Origin of the sequence: Glutamicibacter sp. (genome assembly GCF_050701915.1) — a bacterium.
Classification (GTDB): Bacteria; Actinomycetota; Actinomycetes; order Actinomycetales; family Micrococcaceae; genus Glutamicibacter.
The window spans coordinates 112,654-131,909 of the sequence record NZ_JBOGEG010000006.1; the positions used below are offsets into that span (position 1 = coordinate 112,654).

Consider the following 19,256-nt stretch of genomic DNA (forward strand, 5'->3'; position numbering starts at 1 on the left):
ATTCTGGGGAGGCACGGCAAAACCCCGCCGAGAGGAAATCTCGACGGGGTTTACCGATTGGATAGTCGGGCTAGCGGGATTTGAACCCACGGCCTCCTCACCCCCAGTGAGGCGCGCTACCAAGCTGCGCCATAGCCCGATGCCCTCGCAGCCGTTATCCCCGAGTCGTGAGAACCAAGGGTGCCGTCTGCGAAAAGCTCCTTTATTAGCCTACACCAAGTGAAGGGCTAGATTCGAAATTTAGCGATTGCGTCCGCGGCGCTCGCGGATTCGCATCGAAACCTCGATTGGGCTGCCTTCGAAACCGAAAGTTTCGCGCAGCCGGCGGGTGATGAAGCGGCGGTAGCCTGGATCCAGGAAGCCGGTGGTAAACAGCACGAAGCGCGGCGGACGGGCCGAAGCCTGGGTGCCGAACAGGATGCGTGGCTGCTTGCCGCCGCGCACAGGGTGCGGGTGGGCTGCGACAAGTTCGCCCAGGAAGGCGTTCAGCTTGCCGGTTGGAATGCGCTTGTCCCAGGATTCCAGCGCGGTATCCAGTGCTGGAACGAGCTTGTCCTTGTGCCAGCCGGTCTTCGCCGAGATGTTCACGCGCGGTGCCCACTCGATATGGGCAAGGTCGCGCTCGATCTCCTGGTCCAGGTAGTAGCGGCGGTCCTCGTCCACCTCATCCCACTTGTTGTAGACGATGACCATCGCGCGGCCGGCTTCGATGGCCAGCTGGATGATGCGCACGTCCTGCTCGGAGATGGTTTCATTGGCAGCCAGGAGGATGACGGCGACTTCGGCCTTTTCCAGCGCGGTCTGGGTACGCAGCGACGCGTAGTAGTCCGAGCCGACGGCCATGTGCTGGCGGCGGCGGATACCCGCGGTATCCACGAAGCGCCAGATTTCACCGCCCAGCTCAACGAGTTCGTCCACCGGGTCGCGGGTGGTGCCGGCCAGATCGTCGACAACCACGCGCTCGGAGCCTGCCACCTTGTTCAGCAGCGAGGACTTGCCCACATTCGGGCGGCCGATCAGCGCAATGCGGCGTGGACCGCCCGATGGGATCATGCCGCCGAAAGCCGAATGGGCCGGCAGTTTCTCCATCACGGCGTCCAGCAGGTCGGCGGTGCCGCGGCCGTGCAGGGCCGAGACTGGCCATGGCTGGCCGAAGCCCAGTCCCCAAAGCGCGGCGGCCTCGGCTTCCTGGTTGAAGTCGTCGACCTTGTTGGCCACCAGGAAGACCGGCTTGCCCTTCTTGCGCAGCATCTTCACCACAGCCTCATCGGTTGCGGTGGCGCCCACATGGGAGTCGACCACGAAGAGGATGGCGTCAGCGACGTCGGCAGCGATTTCCGCCTGGTCGGCAACCGATGCGTGGATGCCCTTGGCATCGTGCTCCCAGCCACCGGTATCAACGATGGTGAACGGGCGGCCCAGCCACTCGGCGGAATAGGACACGCGGTCGCGGGTGACGCCCGGGGTATCCTCTACTACCGCTTCGCGGCGGCCGAGGATGCGGTTGACCAAGGTGGACTTGCCGACGTTAGGGCGTCCGATAACAGCCAGGACCGGTGGAATGACGACGTCTTCATCGTCGTCATCGAAGTTATCCAGGCCTGCAAGCAGGGCGGAGTCCTCTTCGTCCAGTTCGTAGTCTTCCAGTCCGCTGAGCAAGGCCTGGGCGCGAACCGCGGCCTCTTCCTCGCTCAGTTCGGCCAGGCGCTCGGCGATATCGTCGTCTCCAACGGGGATGTATTCCTCGTCGTGGGTGGAGTTGTTCTCGCTCATGATTTTCCCTTCACAGCGATCGTAATCTTCATCGGCTCTCGCCGAGGATGGGCACCAGCTTTAGGCTAGTTTTTCGTTGCAGTGCTGACTGCGTCAAGCACTGCGTCGATGGTCTGCTCGAAATCCAGGTCCGAGGAGTCAACGGTCATGACCCCATCGGCAGCCTGGGTGAAATTCACCACGGTGGAGTCCTTCGCATCGCGCGCCAGCACCTGGGTTGCCAGCTGCGACTCGTTCTGGGTTCCGCCCAGCTGCAGGCCGCGACGGCGCAGGCGGGCTTCTTCCGATGCGGTCAGCAGGATGCGCGCATCGGCATCCGGGGCGACCACGGTGGTGATATCGCGGCCTTCGGCCACGATGCGGGTGTTGGCCGCAATGATTTCCTGCTGGCGGCGGACCAGTTCGGCACGCGCGTCCAGGTTGGTGGCCACGGTGGAAACCTGCTCGGAGATGCGTGGTTCGCGGATCGCCGCGGTGACATCCACGCCGCCGATTTCAACCAGTTCAGCATCCGGATCAACCGAGATGGACAGCTTGGCATCGCGCACGGCGGCGGCAATGGCGTCGGCGTTGGACAGGTCGGTGCCATCGGCGAGCACCGAGTAGGTAATCGCACGGTACATGGCACCGGTGTCCAGGTAGGCTGCGCCCAGCTTGCGGGCGACGGCCTTGGAGACCGAGGACTTGCCGGAGCCGCTAGGGCCGTCGATGGCAATAACAAGCTTGTCGTTGTTCAAGGTGCTCACTGGGCTACCTTCCATCCGTTCTTGGTCAATACGTCTATCAATTCATCGCGCCGGCCGGGCACGACCGAAACATCCACCATGCCGACCTGATGGCCAGCGGAGTGCTCCATGCGCAAATCCTCGATGTTGATCTGCGCGTCGCCGATTTCGGTCAGCAACTGGGCGATCTGCCCTGGCCGGTCATCGATCACGACGGTGACCAAGGCGAACGCCTGCGGCGGTGCGCCGTGCTTGCCCGGAATCCGGGCCTTGCCGGCGTTGCCTTCGGTCATCAGCGCCGAGAGGTCCAGCAGCGCGCCGGGGCCCTTAGGGTTTTGCAGCGTGCTGATCAGCCGGTCCAGGTCTTCCTTCATCCCGGTCAGGATCGGCACCAGCGCGGCGGCATTGTGCGAGAAGATCTGGATCCAGAGCTTCTCGTCGCTGGCCGCGATGCGCGTGGTGTCGCGCAGCCCGTTGCCCGCCAAGGCCAGCTGGTGGCTTTCGGCGTTCAGCAGGCGCGAGGCGATCATCGAGCTGGCCGCTTGCGGGAAGTGGCTGATCAGCGCGACGGACTCATCGTGCTCGGTCACGCTCATCCGGTACATGGTCGCGCCCAGGTCGATGGCCAGGGATTCGGCGGCCTTGACCCGCGAAGCCTGCGCGCCTTCATGGGCGCAGATGACCCACGGCATGGAGGTGAACAATTCGCCACGGGCCGCGGCCGGTCCGGACTTCTCCCGGCCAGCCATCGGGTGGGTTCCCACATAGCGGGAAGTCTCAGCCTCGCCCAGCCGCTCGTCCGCCAGCACGCCGGCCAGGATCGAGCCCTTGACGCTGGCGATGTCCACCACGGCCGCGTTCGGATAGGCCAGCAGCGCGTCGCCCACCAGAGCCGAGGTGACATCCGGTGGAGCGCCGATCACGACCAGTTCCGGGGCGATCTGCTGGTGCTCCAGCAGCACCCCGGCGCCAATGTCCTGGGCCACTCCGGCAGCGGTCGGCGAAATATCCGACAGGTAGACGTGCACGCCCTTGGCGCGCAGGCCCAATCCCACCGAGGTGCCCAGCAAGCCGGTGCCGATGACCAGCACCGGGCCTGCAAGGTGAGAAGACGCCATGGGCTACATCCCCACCATGGCCATGAGGTGCCCGACTTCCTGGTTGCCCAGGGAGCGGATGGTGCCCTGCTTCTGGTCGCCCAGCAGCACCGGACCCACGGCGACGCGCACCAGGCGCTGAACCGGGTGGCCCACGGCGTCGAACATGCGGCGCACGATGCGGTTGCGGCCCGAGTGCAGGGTCACCTCGACCATCACGTGCTTCGGGGTGGTGGCAATGATCTTCAGGTCATCGACCTTGATCCAGCCATCTTCGAGCTTGATTCCCTCGCGCAGCTGGTTGCTCACCGCACGCGGCAGCGGGCCGGGGATCTGCACCAGGTAGGTCTTCGGGACTTCGTACTTGGGGTGCTGCAGGCGGTTGGCCAGCTCGCCGTCGTTGGTCAGGATCAAGACGCCTTCGGTCTTGTAGTCCAGGCGGCCAACGTGGAACAAGCGCAGCGAGTGGTGCTCGTTCTTGAAGTAGTCGGCGATGGTGCGGCGGCCCTCTGGGTCATCCATGGTGCACATCACGTGCTTCGGCTTGTTGAAGACGAAGTAGCGGTTTGCCTGGTTCATCTGGATGCGCATGCCATCGACGTGGATGCGGTCCTTGGCTGGATCCACGCGGGAACCCAGCTCGACGACCAGGTTGCCGTTGACCTCGACGCGGCCTTCGAGGATCATCTCCTCGCAGACGCGGCGCGATGCCACCCCGGCGTTGGCCATGGCCTTCTGCAGGCGGATGCCGTCCTGCTGCTCGCCGTAGATCTCGCGGGCTGCCTGGTTTTCGGCACGGGCCTGGGCGCGGGCGCGCTGGGTCGGGCGCGCATAGTTGGTCGGCACGGAGTTGCCGAAGCGTTCCTTGCCGAAAGCACGCTCGGAGTTCTTGCGTGGTGCCGAGGTGTTGCGCTTGGCCGAATTCGACTTTTCCCCTGGCTTGCCCGAGGCGGACTTGCCATATGGCTTCTCGCCGAATGGCTTCTCGCCGAAGGACTTGCCACCGGTGCGGCCCGCACCGCTTGGCTTGCCGTAGGCCTTGCCACCGGACTTGCCACCGGTGCTGTTGCGGCCGCCTGCTGGCTTGCCGCCGAAGTTTGAATTGTTGCCGCGTTCGTTGCGGCCGGAGGATGATCCCCTGCTCATGCTTGCCTGTGTCCCTTGCTGTTACGTGTTCGCTGCGCGAGCCCGCCAGTCTTGGGGCTTCACGCGTGGTTGGTCCGGTGTAGCTGCCGGCTGGCAGCTACCTAGTCGTCGTAGGTTGCCGAATCGAGCGATTCGAGATCGGCCACCCCGGGAAGATACGGGGACAGCGCAGGCAACTCATCAAGCGAGCCCAGTCCCAGTCGTTCCAGGAAGTATTCGGTGGTTTGGTACAGCGTCGCTCCGCCATCTCCAACTTCCGGATACTCCGTGATCAATCCGCGGGTGAGCAGCGTGCGCACCACTGAATCGACGTTGACACCTCGAATCGCCGAAATACGTCCACGCGAGACCGGCTGTCGGTAAGCGATGACAGCCAGGGTTTCTAGGGCGGCCTGTGACAGGCGTGCTGTCTGCCCGTCGAGCACATAACTGGAGACGAAATCGGCGTAATCGGCCCGCGAATAGAAGCGCCACCCGGAGGCGACGCGACGCAGTTCAAATCCGCGCGGGCGATCCTTACCATCATACTCGGTAGCAAGCTTCTCCAAAGCGGCGGCAACCCTGGCGGTGGGGACTTCGAAGATTTCGGCCAAACGTGCCGAAGATACGGGGATATCGGCGACCATCAGCACCGCTTCAAGGCCCGATTCCAGGCCTCCTGGCAGCTGGTCAATGGGTGCAATCTCACTCATGATTCACCTCACCAGCACTCCCCTCGTAGTCGTCTTGCACGGCCTGCGCATCGAAGCTGGACTCCTGGATCAGCGAGATCAGCAGCGGGCCAAGCGGATCTTCCTGCGCAAAGCTAATGGCTTTCTGCCTGAACATCTCCAACAATGCCAGAAAACGCACGACCACCACCAGCTGCGCATCCGCGTCTGCCACCAGCTCGGTGAAAGCCAGCGTGCCGCGGGCCTCGAGCAGGGCGGTGATCGCATCGGCTTCCTCGGCAATGGTGACGTTCGCCCCGTGCAGGTGCCCGATACCAACCTCTGTCACCGGTTCGGGCTTCGGCGCCAGCGCCTTGGCCGCCATCGCGGCCAGCGCGTGGGGCCCGATGCTGAAAACCAGCTCCGGCAGCAGGGCCGCGAACTGCGGTTCCAGCGAGACTTCGCGGGGATGGCGCGCTCCCTCGATCGCGTAGCGTTCGCCCAATATCTCGGCGGCCTGCTTGAAGGCCTTGTACTGCAGCAGGCGTGCGAAAAGCAGGTCGCGGGCTTCGAGCAGTTCGAAGTCCTCCTCATCGGCCATTTCGCCGCGCGGCAGCAGGCGGGCTGCCTTCAAATCCAGCAGCGTGGAGGCGACCACGAGGAATTCGGTGGTTTCATCGAGCACCTTCATTCCGTCGCTGCCATCCGCGGCGCTGGTGGCTTGCAGTTCACGCAGGTAGGCGATGAATTCGTCGGTGACCTCTGCCAATGCGACCTCAGTGATATCCAGCTCGCGCTTGGTAATCAGGTGCAGCAGAACATCAAAGGGCCCGTTGAAATTCTGCAGGGCAAGGCGAAAACCGCCAGCCGATTCCTGCTCAGCTCCTGCTGGCGTGGTGGAATCGGTGGCGGCTTCTTCGCTGAGCGTGGCGCTCATTACGGGGCACCACCACGCCAAATCAGTTCGCGGGCGAGATTGCGGTAAGCCTCAGCGCCCGGGTGGTTGGCAGCGTAGGAAGTAATCGGTTCGGCGGCCACGTTCGCGTCGGCGAACTTGATGGTGCGCTTGATAACGGTCTCGAAGAGCTTGTCCCCGAAGGCCTCATCCAGGCGGGTGATGACCTCGCGGCTGTGCAGGGTACGGGCGTCGTACATGGTGGCCACCACGCCATCCAGCTCCAGCACCTGGTTCAGGCGGTCCTTGACCTTGTCGATGGTTTCCATCAGCAGTGCCACCGCACGCAGCGCGAAGAACTCTGCGGTCAGCGGGATGATCACGCCGTGGGCCGCAGTGAGCGCATTGATGGTCAGCAGGCCCAGCGATGGCTGGCAGTCGATGAGCACCACATCGTAGTCGTCGATGACATTGCGCAGCGCACGTTCCAGCACCTGCTCGCGGGCGACCTCGTTGACCAGCTGCACCTCGGCAGCGGACAAATCGATGTTGGCTGGCAGCAGATCGATGTTCTCGACGTCGGTCTTCACGATGGCGTCGGTGATCTTCACCTTGCGGTCCATCAGCACGTTGTAAACGGTGATGTCCATTTCATGCGGGTTGGTTCCGAAGCCGGCAGACAGCGCGCCCTGCGGGTCGAAGTCCACCAGCAGCACCTTGCGGCCGTACTCGGCGAGCGCGGCGGCGAGATTGATGGTGGAGGTGGTCTTGCCTACGCCACCCTTCTGGTTCACCATGGCGATCACGCGTGCCGGGCCATGCGATGGCAACGGTGCGGGCACGGGGAAATCTGTCAATGGCTTGCCAGTAGGACCCACCGGGCGAGGCTCCTTGAGCATCCCCGCTCCGCGGTACTTATTTCCCTGATCCTCGCTCACGATGGGTCAACCACACTTCCCGTTCGATAAACCTAATTCTTCGAGCTGTAAGCTCATTTCAAGGTTATCGGTCGAAGCAAAAGAACTTGGTTTTTTGGGTTCTTTCACGGCGAGCCTTTACCTTGAACCTTAGCTCTAATGTTGTATGCGAGCTGAACGCAGTCTGGCATTTACGGAAAGGTCGCGATGCGCACCATTGAAAAGTTCGTCAGCTTGGCCGAAGCCGAGCCAGGCAGCGAGCAGGTAAGGGTCCGCGTGCTCTTCCAGGCCCAACTGGACGATGGGCAATCCATCGTGGTGCTCGACGACCGCGGATGGTCCACCAGCGGAGAATGGGCGCAGGTGACGCCGGCCGAAATCCGCGAAACCTCGCTGGTTGCGGTGGGCCCGGATGAACCGGCAAGGGGGTGGACACCGGCCGAGGAGCTGCACGCTTATTGGGAGTACATCCGTTCCTTCCTAGGCACCCAGCAGATACATCTGCCCGTCGACGTGTTGATGAATTTGGAACATGAAGTGCGGTTCGGCCCGCGCCTGCAGCACCTGCTCACCACGGCCGGCCATTGACCTGCGTGCTTCTGGGCCGAACACTGGAATCATCATGAACAAGGATTCCCAGCCCCTGGTTGATTCGCTGGAGCACGCATTGTGGTTCGGCGGCCAGCTCGTCGAAAGCATCGCGGCCCCGCAGTGGGACGCGCCCACGCCATGCACCGATTGGACCGTGCGCGACCTGCTCGCGCATGTGGTGGGCATGAATCTGGTCTTCGCGGCATTGCTGTCCGGGCAGCGCCCGCCATCCCGGGATGCCGACGTGCTGGGGTCCGACCCATCCGGCGCCTATGCCCGCTCCGCGCAGCTGCTGCTCGACGCCTTCAGCGCCCCGGGCGTGCTTGGGCAAAGCTTCCAGGGTCCCATGGGTACAGCGAGCGGACTCGAGCGGCTGCAGATCCGCCTGTACGATCTGCTCGCCCACCTCTGGGACCTGGCCCAAGCCACCGGCCAGGCATTGGAGGATGATCCTGCCTTGGAGTCCTCGGCCGAGCAGGCCTTGGAGTTCGCCAGCGGGCAACTTTCCGGAGCCCCACGCGCCGGGCGCTTCGATCCCCCGCAGCCGATCAGTGGCCCTGCGCCGGCATTGGACCGGCTCGCCGCCTTCCTCGGCCGGCCAGTGCCCTGGCGCCCAGCCCGATAATTCGCTGGCTATCCGGACAAGTTCTTGAACCTGGCGCGTCCCGGTGGTCGAATGGTTCCACACGCGTCGGTAGCTGGCGGCATAAGGGGCGAGGCAGATGTTCACGGGAATGCTCAGCAATTGCACGGTATCCAATTTGGCCCGGGCCGAGCACTGGTACGCCCGGCTCTTCAACAGGGCCCCGGACCAGCGGCCCATGGACGGACTGCTCGAATGGCATCTGGCCCCGGGGTTCGGGGTCCAGGTTTTCGCGGAGCCCGAACGCGCCGGGCACAGCACGCTGGTCCTGGAAGTGGCCGACCTCGATGCCCAGGCCGCGCGCCTGCTGGATTCGGGCATCGGGCATCACGGCCCGCAGCCCGGCGGCGGAGCACGGATCCTGCAGCTGGAGGATCCCGACGGCAACCGGGTGGTGCTCGCTTCGCCCTTGGCAGGCCTCTCGCGCTGATCCGGGCATCAAGCTCTCAGGCTTGCTCGGCCAACCAGTCAAAAGACAACGGCAGAAGCTCTCGAATGCCGATGCTGCGCGCCCCGGCCGGGGTATCGACGATCACCCGCAGCCACGGGTAGCTATCAGCCATCACCTGGCGGCAGCGCCCGCACGGGCTTTTGATTCCGCGCCCCTGGTTGCCCACCGCCACAACCACCTGCGGATTCACTGCCCCGGCGGCACGGGCCGCCCCGAAGGCCACGAGCTCTGCACAGGGGCCTCCGGTGAAATGGTAGAAATTCACGCCCGCGTGCATGGTGCCATCGGCAGCCAGCACCGCGGCACCCATGGTGTGCACCCCGTCGCCGCCATCGGGCGCGTCGGTTGCTGCCTCAATGGTCCGCCGGGCAAGCCCGACTAGTTCTTCTTCGGCATCTGCCAGTTCGCGATACTGCGCCTGGTGCGGTGTCCCGTTCATTGCACCAGCCTAGCTGCCCAATTGCCCAAGCCACGCATCCCAAGCCCGGCTGGCCAACCCAGCCAACAAGCCGTAGCCTGCTGCGCGCGGGTGCGCTCCATCATCGGCGGCCACTTCCCGGCACCATAGCTCATGGCCCGCGAGCTGGCCAAGCACGCTTAGATAAGGCACATTCCTCGACGCGCACCGTGCCTGCATTTGCGCGTCCAGCTCGCGAAGTTCCGCGTTCAACGCATCATCGGCGATCGGCGGCGGACCGATCATGAGAACCGGCCAGCTGCGTTCCTCCGCCGCATCCAGGATGGCCGCGAGGTTCTGGATCCGTTCTCCCGCAGCCACCCGCGGCTTCGCGTCCCAGCGAATAACGTCGTTGACCCCGAAGGAGAGCACCACGCCTGCCGCGTAATCCCCTGGCGGAAAACGCGCGGCGCATTCAGCTTCGAATCGCTGCCGGACCATGGCGCTGGTATCGCCGCGAACACCGAGGTTGTAGCCGGTGATCCCATGGCCTCGTTCGATTCCCCGGGCGATCAGCCGCCCTGCCCATCCGCGATGGGTTTCATCGCCGACTCCTGCGACAAAGGAATCGCCGACAAAGCAAACTCGTACCGCTGAACCCATGATGCCCCTCCACCTGCTGGCTGCTGCGCCCGGCTAGGCCCCATCTTGCCAAAGGCGCCCGGACGCAGAAAATCCGCTACCCGAACGTGTCGGATAACGGATTTCCCGGAAGGTTCTAGTGGCCTTCGACGCTGCTTTCGTCGAATGGACGGCTGCCCGCCAGCACGGCCTTGGCCTGGTCCATGTCGATTTCCCTGGTCCACTTGCCGATCAGCAGGGTTGCCACGGCGTTGCCGGTGAAGTTGGTCAGCGCGCGGGCCTCGGACATGAACTTGTCGATGCCCACGATCACGCCCATGCCGTCCATCAGCTCCGGGCGGTGCGACTGCAGGCCGGCTGCCAGGGTTGCCAGGCCGGCGCCGGTCACGCCGGCAGCGCCCTTGGAAGCGATGATCATGAAGACCAGCAGGCCGATCTGCTCGCCCAGGCTCATGGGCATGCCCATGGCGGTTGAGACGAATAGTGCTGCCATGGTCAGGTAGATCGCGGTGCCATCGAGGTTGAAGGAGTAGCCGGTAGGCACGGTGATGCCGACGACGGGCTTGGACACCCCTGCGTGCTCCATCTTGGCGATCAGGCGCGGCAGTGCCGACTCGGAGGAAGAGGTGGAGAAGATCAGCAGGTATTCGCGAGCCAGGTACTTCAGCAGCAGGAAGATGTTCAGGCCGGTGACCAGGCGCAACAGGGAGCCGAGGATGACGACGATGAATAGCGCGCAGGTGACGTAGAAGGCACCCATGAGGATCGCCATCGAGCCGATGGCAGCCCAGCCGGTAGCGCCGACCACGGCGGCAATGGCGCCGAAGGCACCGATCGGGGCAGCCCACATGATCATCATCATCAGGCGGAAGACCACCGCCTGGATGTGCTTGACTCCGTTGAGCACAGACTCACCGGTCTTGCCCATGGACTGCAGCGCGAAGCCGACCAGCAGGGCCAGCACCAAGGTAGGCAGCACGGGGATGTCGCCGGGAATCATTTCCATCAGGAAGGCCACGGTGGAGTTTTCCCCGCCGCCCGAACCTGCCTCATACGGTTCGAGCTTCAGCCCCGAACCGGGGTGGATGATGTTGCCGACGACCAGGCCGATGGCCAGCGCAAAGGTGGACATGGTGATGAAGTACAGCAGCGCCAGGCCGCCGACCTTGCCCACGGTAGCCGCCTTGGCGATGGAACCAACACCGAGGACGATGGTGCAGAAGATGACCGGCGCGATCAGCATCTTGATCAGCGCGACAAATCCGGTGCCCAGCGGCTTCAGGGCCTTGCCCACCTCCGGGGCCATCAGGCCGACCGCTGCGCCGAGCACCACGGCGGCAATCACCATGATGTACAGCCAGTGGGTCTTGTCTTTCTTCTTCGTTCCGGCCTGCGGCGAATTGCCTGCCGGCGTCATCTGATCTGTGACAGCCATGGAGTAGTCCTACCCTCGTGAGCGTATGGAACCGGACCGTGCACCCTTGCGCAGCCGGCATTACGTAGAATCGTTCTGTATCCATGGTGCGGCTCGAAGTGATCCGCATCTCCATTGCGTTCATATTGGTCACGCGGTGAACAGTACAAGGACCAGGCAGCACAAGGAGATGAGCGTATTGACCGATCATTTCACCGACCTGTCGCTGGACCGCCCCACCCGTAATGCCGCTTCCCCCGCGCCGCTGAACCGCGACGGCTGGTCCCTGGCCGTAGTCATCTTCGCCGCCCAGATGCTGGTGGTCATCTTCGTCGTCGTGGGCCTGGCGGTCGCCACCTACCAGCACCAGGCGCAGGTTATCCAGGATGACAAGCAGGCCACGGTGGCCACGATTTCCATCACCCTGGCCAACGATCCTTTCGTTTCCCAGGCCCTGGCCGGGGATCGCCCCACCGAGCAGCTGCAGCCCTACACCAACAAGATCCTGGACCGCGGGCAGGGCGTGGATTTCATTACGATCATGACCCCCGATGCCCTGCGCGTCACCCACCCCAACCCCGAGCAGCTGGGCAAAGGATATTCAGGGAGCATCAACCAGGCACTGGCCGGCCAGACACACAACGAGGTTGCCCTGGGCACCTTGGGCCTTTCGGTGCGCACCATCGCCCCGGTCTACCACGACGGCGAGCTGGTGGGGATGGTCGCTTCGGGCATCACGCTGGAGAGCCTGGAGTCGATCTACCGCAGCGAGCTTCCGCAGATCATGACCGTTTCGGCGCTGGCCCTGTTGCTGGCGGGCTTCAGCTCATGGTCCTTCTCCCGCTACGTCAATCAGGCCACGCTGGGCTTCGGCCCGCACGGGCTGCGCCGGCTCTACGCCTTCTATTTCTCGGCCCTGCACTCGGTTCGCGAGGGCCTGGTCCTGCTGGACCGGCGGCACCGCATTGTGCTCTATAACCAGGAAGCTTCCCGATTGCTCGGATTCCCCGAGGAGGTGCCTTCCAGCGGATTGGACCTCGATCAGGTGCAGATCCCCGAAACCCTGCGCGCCCTGATGGCTACCGGACGCAGCTGCAAGGACGAGATCCACTTGGGCACCCACACCGTGCTGTCCATTTCCCAGGGCCCGGCCCGCCTGACCAACGCGCGCTTGCCCCGCCGCGGCCGGCTGCCGGTCCGCTGGTTCGGTGCCCAGCCAGTGACCGGCCAGGTCATGACGCTGCGCGATTTGACCGAAGTTCAGGAGCTGGCCGGCGAAGTGCAGTCGCTGAAGACCTTCTCCACCGCCCTGCGAGCGCAAACCCATGAGCATGCCAACCGCCTGCACACCATTGCCACGCTGATCGAAAATGGCCAGAGCGACAAGGCGCTGGCCTTCGCGGTCGATGACCGGCAGCATTCGCAGAAGCTCACCGACGCGATCGTGCATTCCATCGACGACGTCTACCTTTCCAGCCTGCTCGTGGCCAAGGCCGCCCAGGCGCATGAGCGCGGCGTGAAGCTCGATATCAACGCGCAGGGCGTGATTCCCAGCAACGCCTTTGCCGCCACCGATATCGTCACCATCGTCGGCAACCTGCTGGATAACGCGCTGGATGCTTCGGTAGGCACCCAGGACGCGACGGTTTGGGTGGAAGTGGCCGCGGCCGATGACGAGCTGATCATCGCGGTGGCCGATTCCGGCCCGGGCATTGAACCCGAGTTCCTCGATCAGCTGCTGCGCTTCGGGGTCAGCACCAAGGCCGGCGGCCAACCGCGCGGCCTCGGGCTGGCGCTGGTGCAGCAGGCGGTGCTGCGGCTAGGTGGCACAATGAACGTTGATAACGACGCCGGAGCAATCTTCACCGTCACCCTGCCCTTGAAAATCAGCGACTAGCCCAGGAGGGTACCGTGCACGAGTCCCATGCAGCCACGCCCCCGCCGGGCTCCCCCGCGCACACCTTCAAGGTGCTCGTGGTCGACGACGAGCCGGAAACCGCGGCCTCCCACGCCAAGTACGTCAACCGCGTTCCTGGATTCGCCACCGGCGCCATTGCCGCCAATGGCCAGCAAGCGCTCGGGCTCTTGGCCGCGGCCCGCGATGCCCAGGATCCCTTTGATCTGGTCCTGCTGGATATGACCCTGCCTGACCTGCACGGCATCGACGTCGCCAAGCGCATGCGAGGCCGCGGGCTGACCACCGACATTATCGCTATTACCGCGGTGCGGGACCTGGCTGTGGTGCGTTCGGCGGTAGCCACCGGAATCACCCAGTACCTGATCAAGCCCTTCACCTTCGCGGCGTTCACCGAGAAATTGGAGAACCACCGGCGTTTCATTTCCGAGATCAGCTCCACCGGCCCGGATACCAGCCAGGCCGCGCTGGATAATGCGTTCTCGGCCCTGCGCACCACCAGCGCCTCGGCTTCCCTGCCCAAGGGCCTGATCCCGCAGACGCTGGCGCAGATCACCGACCACCTGCGCAGCAAGCCGAATACCTGCCTGTCAGCGACCGAGCTCGGCGAAGAGCTCGGCATCTCCCGGGTCACCGCCCGGCGCTACCTGGAGCATCTTGCCGAGGTCAAAGCAGTGGTCAAGCAGCCCCGGCATGGCACAAGAGGCCGCCCGGAATATGAATACCGGGCAGCCTCTCGCAGCTAGGCTCTTTCTTGGCCTAGGCTTCGGGACGCAGCAGCGGCACCAGCTCGTCGAGCACCGCGGTGTCCTCGATGGTCGACGGGACCGAGTATTCCTTGCCATCGGCAATCTGCCGCATGGTCTTGCGCAGGATCTTGCCCGAACGGGTCTTCGGCAGCGCGGCCACGACGGTGACTTCGCGGAAGTCGGCCACCGCACCGATGTGCTGGCGCACCAGCGCGACGATTTCCTTCTTCAGCGCTTCTTCCTCGATCTGCACACCGGACTTGAGCACCACGTAGCCGCTGGCCCGCTGGCCCTTGAGCGCATCGGCCAGGCCGATCACCGCGCATTCAGCCACGGCGGGATGGCTAGCGAGCACCTGCTCCATGGCACCGGTGGACAGGCGGTGCCCGGACACGTTGATCACGTCATCGGTACGCCCCATGACGAACAGGTAGCCGTCCTCGTCCAGGAAGCCGGAGTCGCCGGTGAGGTAGCACCCCTCGATCTGCGAAAGGTAGGTGTCGATGAAGCGCTGGTCATTGCCCCACAGGGTGGTCAAGGCGCCGGGCGGCAATGGCAGCCGGACAACGATGTTGCCTTCCTGGTTCGCGCCGAGCTGCTCGCCCAGCGCATCCCGGATCTGCACGTCGAAGCCCGGTACCGGGGTGGTGGGCGAACCGGCCTTGGCAGGCAGCTCTTCCAGGCCCAGCGGGTTGGACGCGATCGGCCAGCCGGTTTCGGTCTGCCACCAGTTATCCACTACTGGAATGCCCAGCAGCTTCGAGGCGAAGTGGTAGGTATCCGGATCCAGCCGCTCGCCGGCGACGAACAGCGCACGCAGCGATGACAGATCGTGGCTGGCGATCATCGATCCTTCCGGGTCGGCCTTGCGCACCGCACGCAGCGCGGTGGGCGCGGTGAACATCGTGGTGACCTTGTGGTCCGCGATGATGCGGCCGAACACACCGGCATCCGGAGTGCCGATGGGCTTGCCCTCGTAGAGCACCGTGGTGGCCCCAGCGATCAGCGGCGCATAGACGATGTAGGAGTGGCCGACCACCCAGCCCACGTCGGAGGCGGTGAACATGGTATCTGCCGGATGCACGTCGTAGACCGCGTTCATGGAGTACTGCAAGGCAGTGGCGTAGCCGCCGGTATCACGCACCACGCCCTTCGGGGCACCGGTGGTTCCCGAGGTGTAGAGCACGTAGAGCGGGTGGGTGGATGGCACGGATACTGGCCCGGCCGGCGAAGCGGTCTTCGCCTGCTCATCCCAGTCCAGCCAATTGATCTCCTGGCCGTTGACCTGCTTGCCCTGGTATTCGTCCAGGGAGTGCCCGAAACCATCCCGATGGGCGACGATCACGTCCCTGACCGCAGGCTCGGCCAGGCTCAACGCCTCGGCCACGGCCGGCAGGTATTCGATGCGGCGGCTTGGCTCGATGCCGCCAGAGGCGGTAACGATCGCGACCGGGGCGCAGTCGGTAATGCGGGCAGCCAGTTCCTTGGGCGCGAAGCCGCCGAAGACCACCGAATGGATGGCGCCCAGGCGCGCGCAAGCAAGCATCGCGATGGCCGCCTGCGGGATCATCGGCAGGTAGACCAGCACGCGGTCCCCGGTCTTCACGCCGCGTTCGGCCAGCACCCCGGCGAAGATTTCCACTTCGCGCAGCAGCTCGGAGTAGGAGTACTCGGTGACAGTGCCCAGCATTGCCGAATCGTAGATCAGGGCGGTGCTATTTCCGCGGCCGGCTTGAACGTGGCGGTCCAGCGCGTTGACCGAAAGATTCAGCGTGCCATCCGGAAACCAGCCATGCAGCGGCTTGCGCGAATCATCCAGCGCAATCTGCGGCGCCTTGTCCCAATGGATATCCTGGGCAGCTTGCAGCCAGAATGCGGCTGGGTCATTGGTGGCTTGGGCAAAGGCCTGACGGTATTCCTGCGCCATGGTTCTCTCCTCCTGGCCCCGGGCGTCATTACCCGGCACCTGTGTGGTGGTTGAGGTCGTCCTCTTGGCATTAACTGTATGAGTACGATCACATCATCGCAACTTCTTTGTATACATATTTCGAAAAAATCCCAAAAGAATTTGGCACAGCTCACATATTTTCGGGTTTCATGTATACACTGGAGCCATGAGAGCAAGCGACAAGGTTTACGAGAGCCTCCGTGCCGACATCGTCGAATGGCGGCTGGCTCCAGGTACCGTTCTTGCCGAAGTGGAACAGTCAGAACGCCTGGGCGTTTCCCGCACTCCGGTGCGCGAGGCCTTGGGCCGATTGGTCGCCGACGGCTTGGCGGTACAGCATCGCGGACGCGGTGCTGTCGTCTCCGAGGTCAGTGAAGACCACGTAGAAGACCTGTTCGTATTGCGCCTGGCATTGGAATGCGCCAGCGCACGCGAAGCTGCCAAGTCCGCGCAGCGATCGGCCTTCAACCAGCTGGCCGGCCGCTTCGAAGCAGCCGTCACGGAGGTGGAACTTCCCGGCTCCCGGGAGTCCTACTACCAGCTGGTGCAGCTGCTGGACGAGTCCATCGACGAAGCAGCTGGCAACAAGTACTTGTCCAACGCACTGCGCACCTTGCGGGTGAACCTGCAACGGGTGCGGCGCATGGCCAAGGACAATCCCGAAAGGCTTAAGGCTTCCGCCTCCGAGCACGCGGCCATCGCGAGAGCGATCGCCAGCGGAAACCCCGAGGTCGCAGCCGCGGCCACCACAGTTCACCTGCACCAATCCTTCACCCACATCATGGCCCACGCGGCCGGATCAGAAAGGCAGTTACCATGATCAACCACCCAGTACGCGTATACCGCTCAGAGGAAAACCTGGCTCGCGAAGACCAGCTGGCACATAAGATCGCCACGGTTGCTGCCGATCCGGTAGAGGTCACCGCAGAAGTGGCCGACATGATCATCAACCGCATCATCGATAATGCTTCGGTCGCGATCGCTTCGCTGAACCGCGGCCCGATCGTCGCCGCCCGTGCCCAGGCACTGGCCCACGCCCCGTCCACCGGCGGTGCGGGCGCCAGCGTCTTCGGCATTTCCGAGAAGGTCTCCCCGGAATGGGCCGCATGGGCTAACGGCGTGGCCGTGCGCGAATTGGACTACCACGACACCTTCCTGGCTGCCGAGTACTCCCACCCGGGCGACAACATCCCGCCGATCCTGGCTGTTGCCCAGCACACCGGAGCTTCCGGCAAGGACCTGATCCGCGGCATCGCCACCGGCTACGAGATCCAGGTGGACCTGGTCAAGGCCATCTGCCTGCACAAGCACAAGATCGACCACGTAGCGCACCTGGGCCCATCGGCCGCTGCCGGCATCGGCACCCTGCTGGGACTGGATGTCGAGACCATCTTCCAGGCCGTTGGCCAGGGCCTGCACACCACCACCGCCACCCGCCAGTCGCGCAAGGGTGAAATCTCCACCTGGAAGGCCCACGCCCCGGCCTTCGCCGGCAAGATGGCCGTCGAGGCTGCCGACCGCGCGATGCGCGGCCAGACCTCCCCAGTGCCAATCTACGAAGGCGAAGACGGCGTTATCGCCTGGATGCTTGACGGCAAGGATGCCGCTTACGAGGTGCCACTGCCGGAGGCTGGCGAAGCCAAGCGCGCCATCCTGGACACCTACACCAAGGAGCACTCGGCCGAGTACCAGGCGCAGGCCTGGATCGATTTGGCCCGCAAGCTGCACGGCGAGCACCCGGAGGCCACCGACCCGGAGAACGTCAAGTCGGTGCTGATCAAGACCAGCCACCACACGCACTACGTTATCGGCTCCGGAGCGAACGACCCGCAGAAGTACGATCCGACCGCATCGCGCGAGACCCTGGATCACTCGATCCCTTACATCTTCACCGTGGCCCTGCAGGATGGCGCATGGCACCACGTGGATTCGTACTCGCCAGAGCGTGCCGGCCGCGCCGACACCGTGGATCTGTGGAACAAGGTCACCACCGAAGAAGATGCCGAATGGACCCGACGCTACCACTCGCTGGATATCGCGGAGAAGGCTTTCGGCGGCTCGGTGGAAATCACCTTGAACGATGGCACCGTGATCACCGATGAAATTGCCGTAGCCGACGCGCACCCGCTGGGCGCACGGCCATTCGCCCGCGAGCAGTACATCAACAAGTTCCGCACCCTGGCCACCGGCCTGGTGGACGACGCCGAGATCGACCGCTTCATCGCAGCCGCGGAAAACCTGGAAAACCTGGCCGCCGGCGAATTGGATCAACTGAACATCGCCGCCGCAGCGGGCGTCATCGACGCCGCGGCCGCACCGAAGGGCCTGTTCTAGCATGCTGTACTCAACCAAAACCCCCGCAGAAAAGCGCCTTGCGCTGCGCGAGATGCTCACCCCGGGCGCTGCACGCCAGTTCCCCGGAGCCTTCAACCCGCTCTCGGCCAAGCTGATCAGCGAGAAGCAGTTCGATGGAATCTACATCTCCGGCGCGGTCCTGGCCAACGATCTGGGCCTTCCTGATATCGGCCTGACCTCGCTGACCGAGGTAGCAACCCGCGCCGGGCAGATCGCGCGCATGTCGGACCTGCCGGCGATCGTGGATGCCGACACCGGATTCGGCGAGCCGATGAACGTGGCCCGCACCATCCAGGAACTCGAATACGCTGGCCTGGCCGGCTGCCACATCGAGGACCAGTTCAACCCGAAGCGTTGCGGGCACCTGGATGGCAAGAACGTGGTGGACACCGAGACCATGCTCAAGCGCATCGCCGCTGCCGCTGACGCTCGCATCGATGAGAACTTCCTGATCATGGCCCGCACCGATATCCGTGCGGTCGATGGCCTGGACGCGGCGATCGACCGTGCCAAGGCGATGGTCGATGCTGGTGCCGACGCGATCTTCCCGGAGGCGATGAAGAACGTCGCCGAATTCGAGGCAGTATGCAACGCGGTAGACGTGCCGGTACTGGCGAACATGACCGAGTTCGGCAAGTCCGAGCTTTTCAACCGCCAGGAACTGGCCGATGCAGGCGTCGCGCTGATCATCTACCCGGTCACCCTGCTGCGCAGCGCCATGGGCGCGGCTGAACGCGTACTGGATGCCATCAGCGAGGATGGCACCCAGGCACGTGAAGTGGATAACATGTTGACCAGGTCACGTTTGTACGAGCTCGTGGACTACGAGGCCTACAACCGCTTCGACACCGGAATCTTCAACTTCCAGGTCCCAACCCTGGACATTGATTCCAACAGCGCGAACCTCTAGGCTCGCAAGCACCTAGCACCCCCAGCGCCGGCCGGCAC

At 64.1% G+C, this 19,256-nt stretch carries 19 protein-coding genes and 1 tRNA gene; 8 read left to right on the forward strand and 12 right to left on the reverse strand.

Features of this window, described 5'->3' with window-relative positions:
- Positions 1–65: 65 nt before the first annotated feature.
- From ACRDT3_RS06560 to ACRDT3_RS06595, 8 genes are all read right to left on the reverse strand, one after another.
- Positions 66–139: transfer RNA gene (locus ACRDT3_RS06560), tRNA-Pro, on the reverse strand.
- Positions 140–240: 101 nt separating this feature from the next.
- A complete protein-coding gene (gene der, locus ACRDT3_RS06565; protein ID WP_431492210.1) occupies positions 241–1,773 on the reverse strand; it encodes a ribosome biogenesis GTPase Der in 1,533 nt (510 codons plus the stop codon).
- 65 nt (positions 1,774–1,838) lie between these two features.
- The gene (gene cmk / locus ACRDT3_RS06570) at positions 1,839–2,534 is read right to left on the reverse strand and encodes a (d)CMP kinase (protein ID WP_431492211.1); all 696 of its coding nucleotides are present in this window, start codon (positions 2,532–2,534) and stop codon (positions 1,839–1,841) included.
- A complete protein-coding gene (locus ACRDT3_RS06575) occupies positions 2,516–3,616 on the reverse strand; it encodes a prephenate dehydrogenase (protein WP_431492212.1) in 1,101 nt (366 codons plus the stop codon). The genes cmk and ACRDT3_RS06575 overlap by 19 nt, the downstream gene beginning before the upstream one ends.
- 3 nt (positions 3,617–3,619) lie before the next feature.
- Positions 3,620–4,741, reverse strand: coding sequence for a pseudouridine synthase (locus ACRDT3_RS06580; protein ID WP_431492213.1), 1,122 nt, complete (start codon positions 4,739–4,741; stop codon positions 3,620–3,622).
- A 101-nt stretch (positions 4,742–4,842) separates the two neighbouring features.
- Entirely contained in the window at positions 4,843–5,433 is a 591-nt protein-coding gene (scpB, locus tag ACRDT3_RS06585) for an SMC-Scp complex subunit ScpB (RefSeq protein ID WP_431492214.1), read from the reverse strand.
- The gene (locus tag ACRDT3_RS06590) at positions 5,426–6,328 is read right to left on the reverse strand and encodes a segregation and condensation protein A (RefSeq protein WP_431492215.1); all 903 of its coding nucleotides are present in this window, start codon (positions 6,326–6,328) and stop codon (positions 5,426–5,428) included. Before ACRDT3_RS06590 ends, scpB begins: the two co-directional genes overlap by 8 nt.
- Positions 6,328–7,185, reverse strand: a complete 858-nt coding sequence (locus ACRDT3_RS06595) for a ParA family protein (RefSeq protein ID WP_180993092.1) — start codon at positions 7,183–7,185, stop codon at positions 6,328–6,330. Before ACRDT3_RS06595 ends, ACRDT3_RS06590 begins: the two co-directional genes overlap by 1 nt.
- 225 nt (positions 7,186–7,410) lie before the next feature.
- On the opposite strand from ACRDT3_RS06595, the gene ACRDT3_RS06600 reads away from it, so the two are divergent.
- From ACRDT3_RS06600 to ACRDT3_RS06610, 3 genes are all read left to right on the forward strand, one after another.
- Positions 7,411–7,791 carry a hypothetical protein gene (locus ACRDT3_RS06600; protein WP_431492216.1) on the forward strand — a complete coding sequence of 127 codons (381 nt, stop codon included), beginning with the start codon at positions 7,411–7,413 and terminating at the stop codon, positions 7,789–7,791.
- Between the two features lie 34 nt (positions 7,792–7,825).
- The gene (locus ACRDT3_RS06605) at positions 7,826–8,419 is read left to right on the forward strand and encodes a TIGR03086 family metal-binding protein (protein ID WP_431492217.1); all 594 of its coding nucleotides are present in this window, start codon (positions 7,826–7,828) and stop codon (positions 8,417–8,419) included.
- A gap of 97 nt (positions 8,420–8,516) precedes the next feature.
- Positions 8,517–8,867: a VOC family protein gene (locus ACRDT3_RS06610; RefSeq protein WP_431492218.1), complete on the forward strand. Its 351-nt coding sequence runs from the start codon at positions 8,517–8,519 to the stop codon at positions 8,865–8,867.
- A 16-nt stretch (positions 8,868–8,883) separates the two neighbouring features.
- Here the strand turns inward: ACRDT3_RS06610 and ACRDT3_RS06615 are convergent, their stop codons facing one another.
- The 3 genes from ACRDT3_RS06615 to ACRDT3_RS06625 form a co-directional block, all read right to left on the reverse strand.
- Positions 8,884–9,327: a cytidine deaminase family protein gene (locus ACRDT3_RS06615; protein ID WP_431492219.1), complete on the reverse strand. Its 444-nt coding sequence runs from the start codon at positions 9,325–9,327 to the stop codon at positions 8,884–8,886.
- A gap of 9 nt (positions 9,328–9,336) precedes the next feature.
- Positions 9,337–9,948, reverse strand: a complete 612-nt coding sequence (locus ACRDT3_RS06620) for a GDSL-type esterase/lipase family protein (protein WP_431492220.1) — start codon at positions 9,946–9,948, stop codon at positions 9,337–9,339.
- Between the two features lie 115 nt (positions 9,949–10,063).
- A complete protein-coding gene (locus tag ACRDT3_RS06625) occupies positions 10,064–11,362 on the reverse strand; it encodes a cation:dicarboxylate symporter family transporter (protein WP_431492221.1) in 1,299 nt (432 codons plus the stop codon).
- A 169-nt stretch (positions 11,363–11,531) separates the two neighbouring features.
- Here ACRDT3_RS06625 and ACRDT3_RS06630 point away from each other — a divergent pair, with 169 nt between their 5' ends.
- Both ACRDT3_RS06630 and ACRDT3_RS06635 read left to right on the forward strand, forming a co-directional pair.
- Positions 11,532–13,238 carry an ATP-binding protein gene (locus ACRDT3_RS06630; RefSeq protein WP_431492222.1) on the forward strand — a complete coding sequence of 569 codons (1,707 nt, stop codon included), beginning with the start codon at positions 11,532–11,534 and terminating at the stop codon, positions 13,236–13,238.
- A gap of 14 nt (positions 13,239–13,252) precedes the next feature.
- Entirely contained in the window at positions 13,253–14,002 is a 750-nt protein-coding gene (locus ACRDT3_RS06635; RefSeq protein WP_431492223.1) for a response regulator, read from the forward strand.
- Positions 14,003–14,015: 13 nt separating this feature from the next.
- Here ACRDT3_RS06635 and ACRDT3_RS06640 read toward each other — a convergent pair whose 3' ends face one another.
- On the reverse strand, positions 14,016–15,932 hold the full coding sequence (locus ACRDT3_RS06640) for an AMP-binding protein (RefSeq protein ID WP_431492224.1): 1,917 nt from the start codon (positions 15,930–15,932) through the stop codon (positions 14,016–14,018).
- A gap of 187 nt (positions 15,933–16,119) precedes the next feature.
- On the opposite strand from ACRDT3_RS06640, the gene ACRDT3_RS06645 reads away from it, so the two are divergent.
- From ACRDT3_RS06645 to prpB, 3 genes are read left to right on the forward strand one after another with little or no spacing between them, the layout of a single operon-like run.
- Positions 16,120–16,773, forward strand: a complete 654-nt coding sequence (locus ACRDT3_RS06645; RefSeq protein WP_400290604.1) for a GntR family transcriptional regulator — start codon at positions 16,120–16,122, stop codon at positions 16,771–16,773.
- Positions 16,770–18,287 carry an MmgE/PrpD family protein gene (locus ACRDT3_RS06650; protein ID WP_431492225.1) on the forward strand — a complete coding sequence of 506 codons (1,518 nt, stop codon included), beginning with the start codon at positions 16,770–16,772 and terminating at the stop codon, positions 18,285–18,287. Before ACRDT3_RS06645 ends, ACRDT3_RS06650 begins: the two co-directional genes overlap by 4 nt.
- Position 18,288: 1 nt before the next feature.
- Positions 18,289–19,218 carry a methylisocitrate lyase gene (prpB, locus tag ACRDT3_RS06655; protein ID WP_431492226.1) on the forward strand — a complete coding sequence of 310 codons (930 nt, stop codon included), beginning with the start codon at positions 18,289–18,291 and terminating at the stop codon, positions 19,216–19,218.
- Positions 19,219–19,256: the final 38 nt, after the last annotated feature.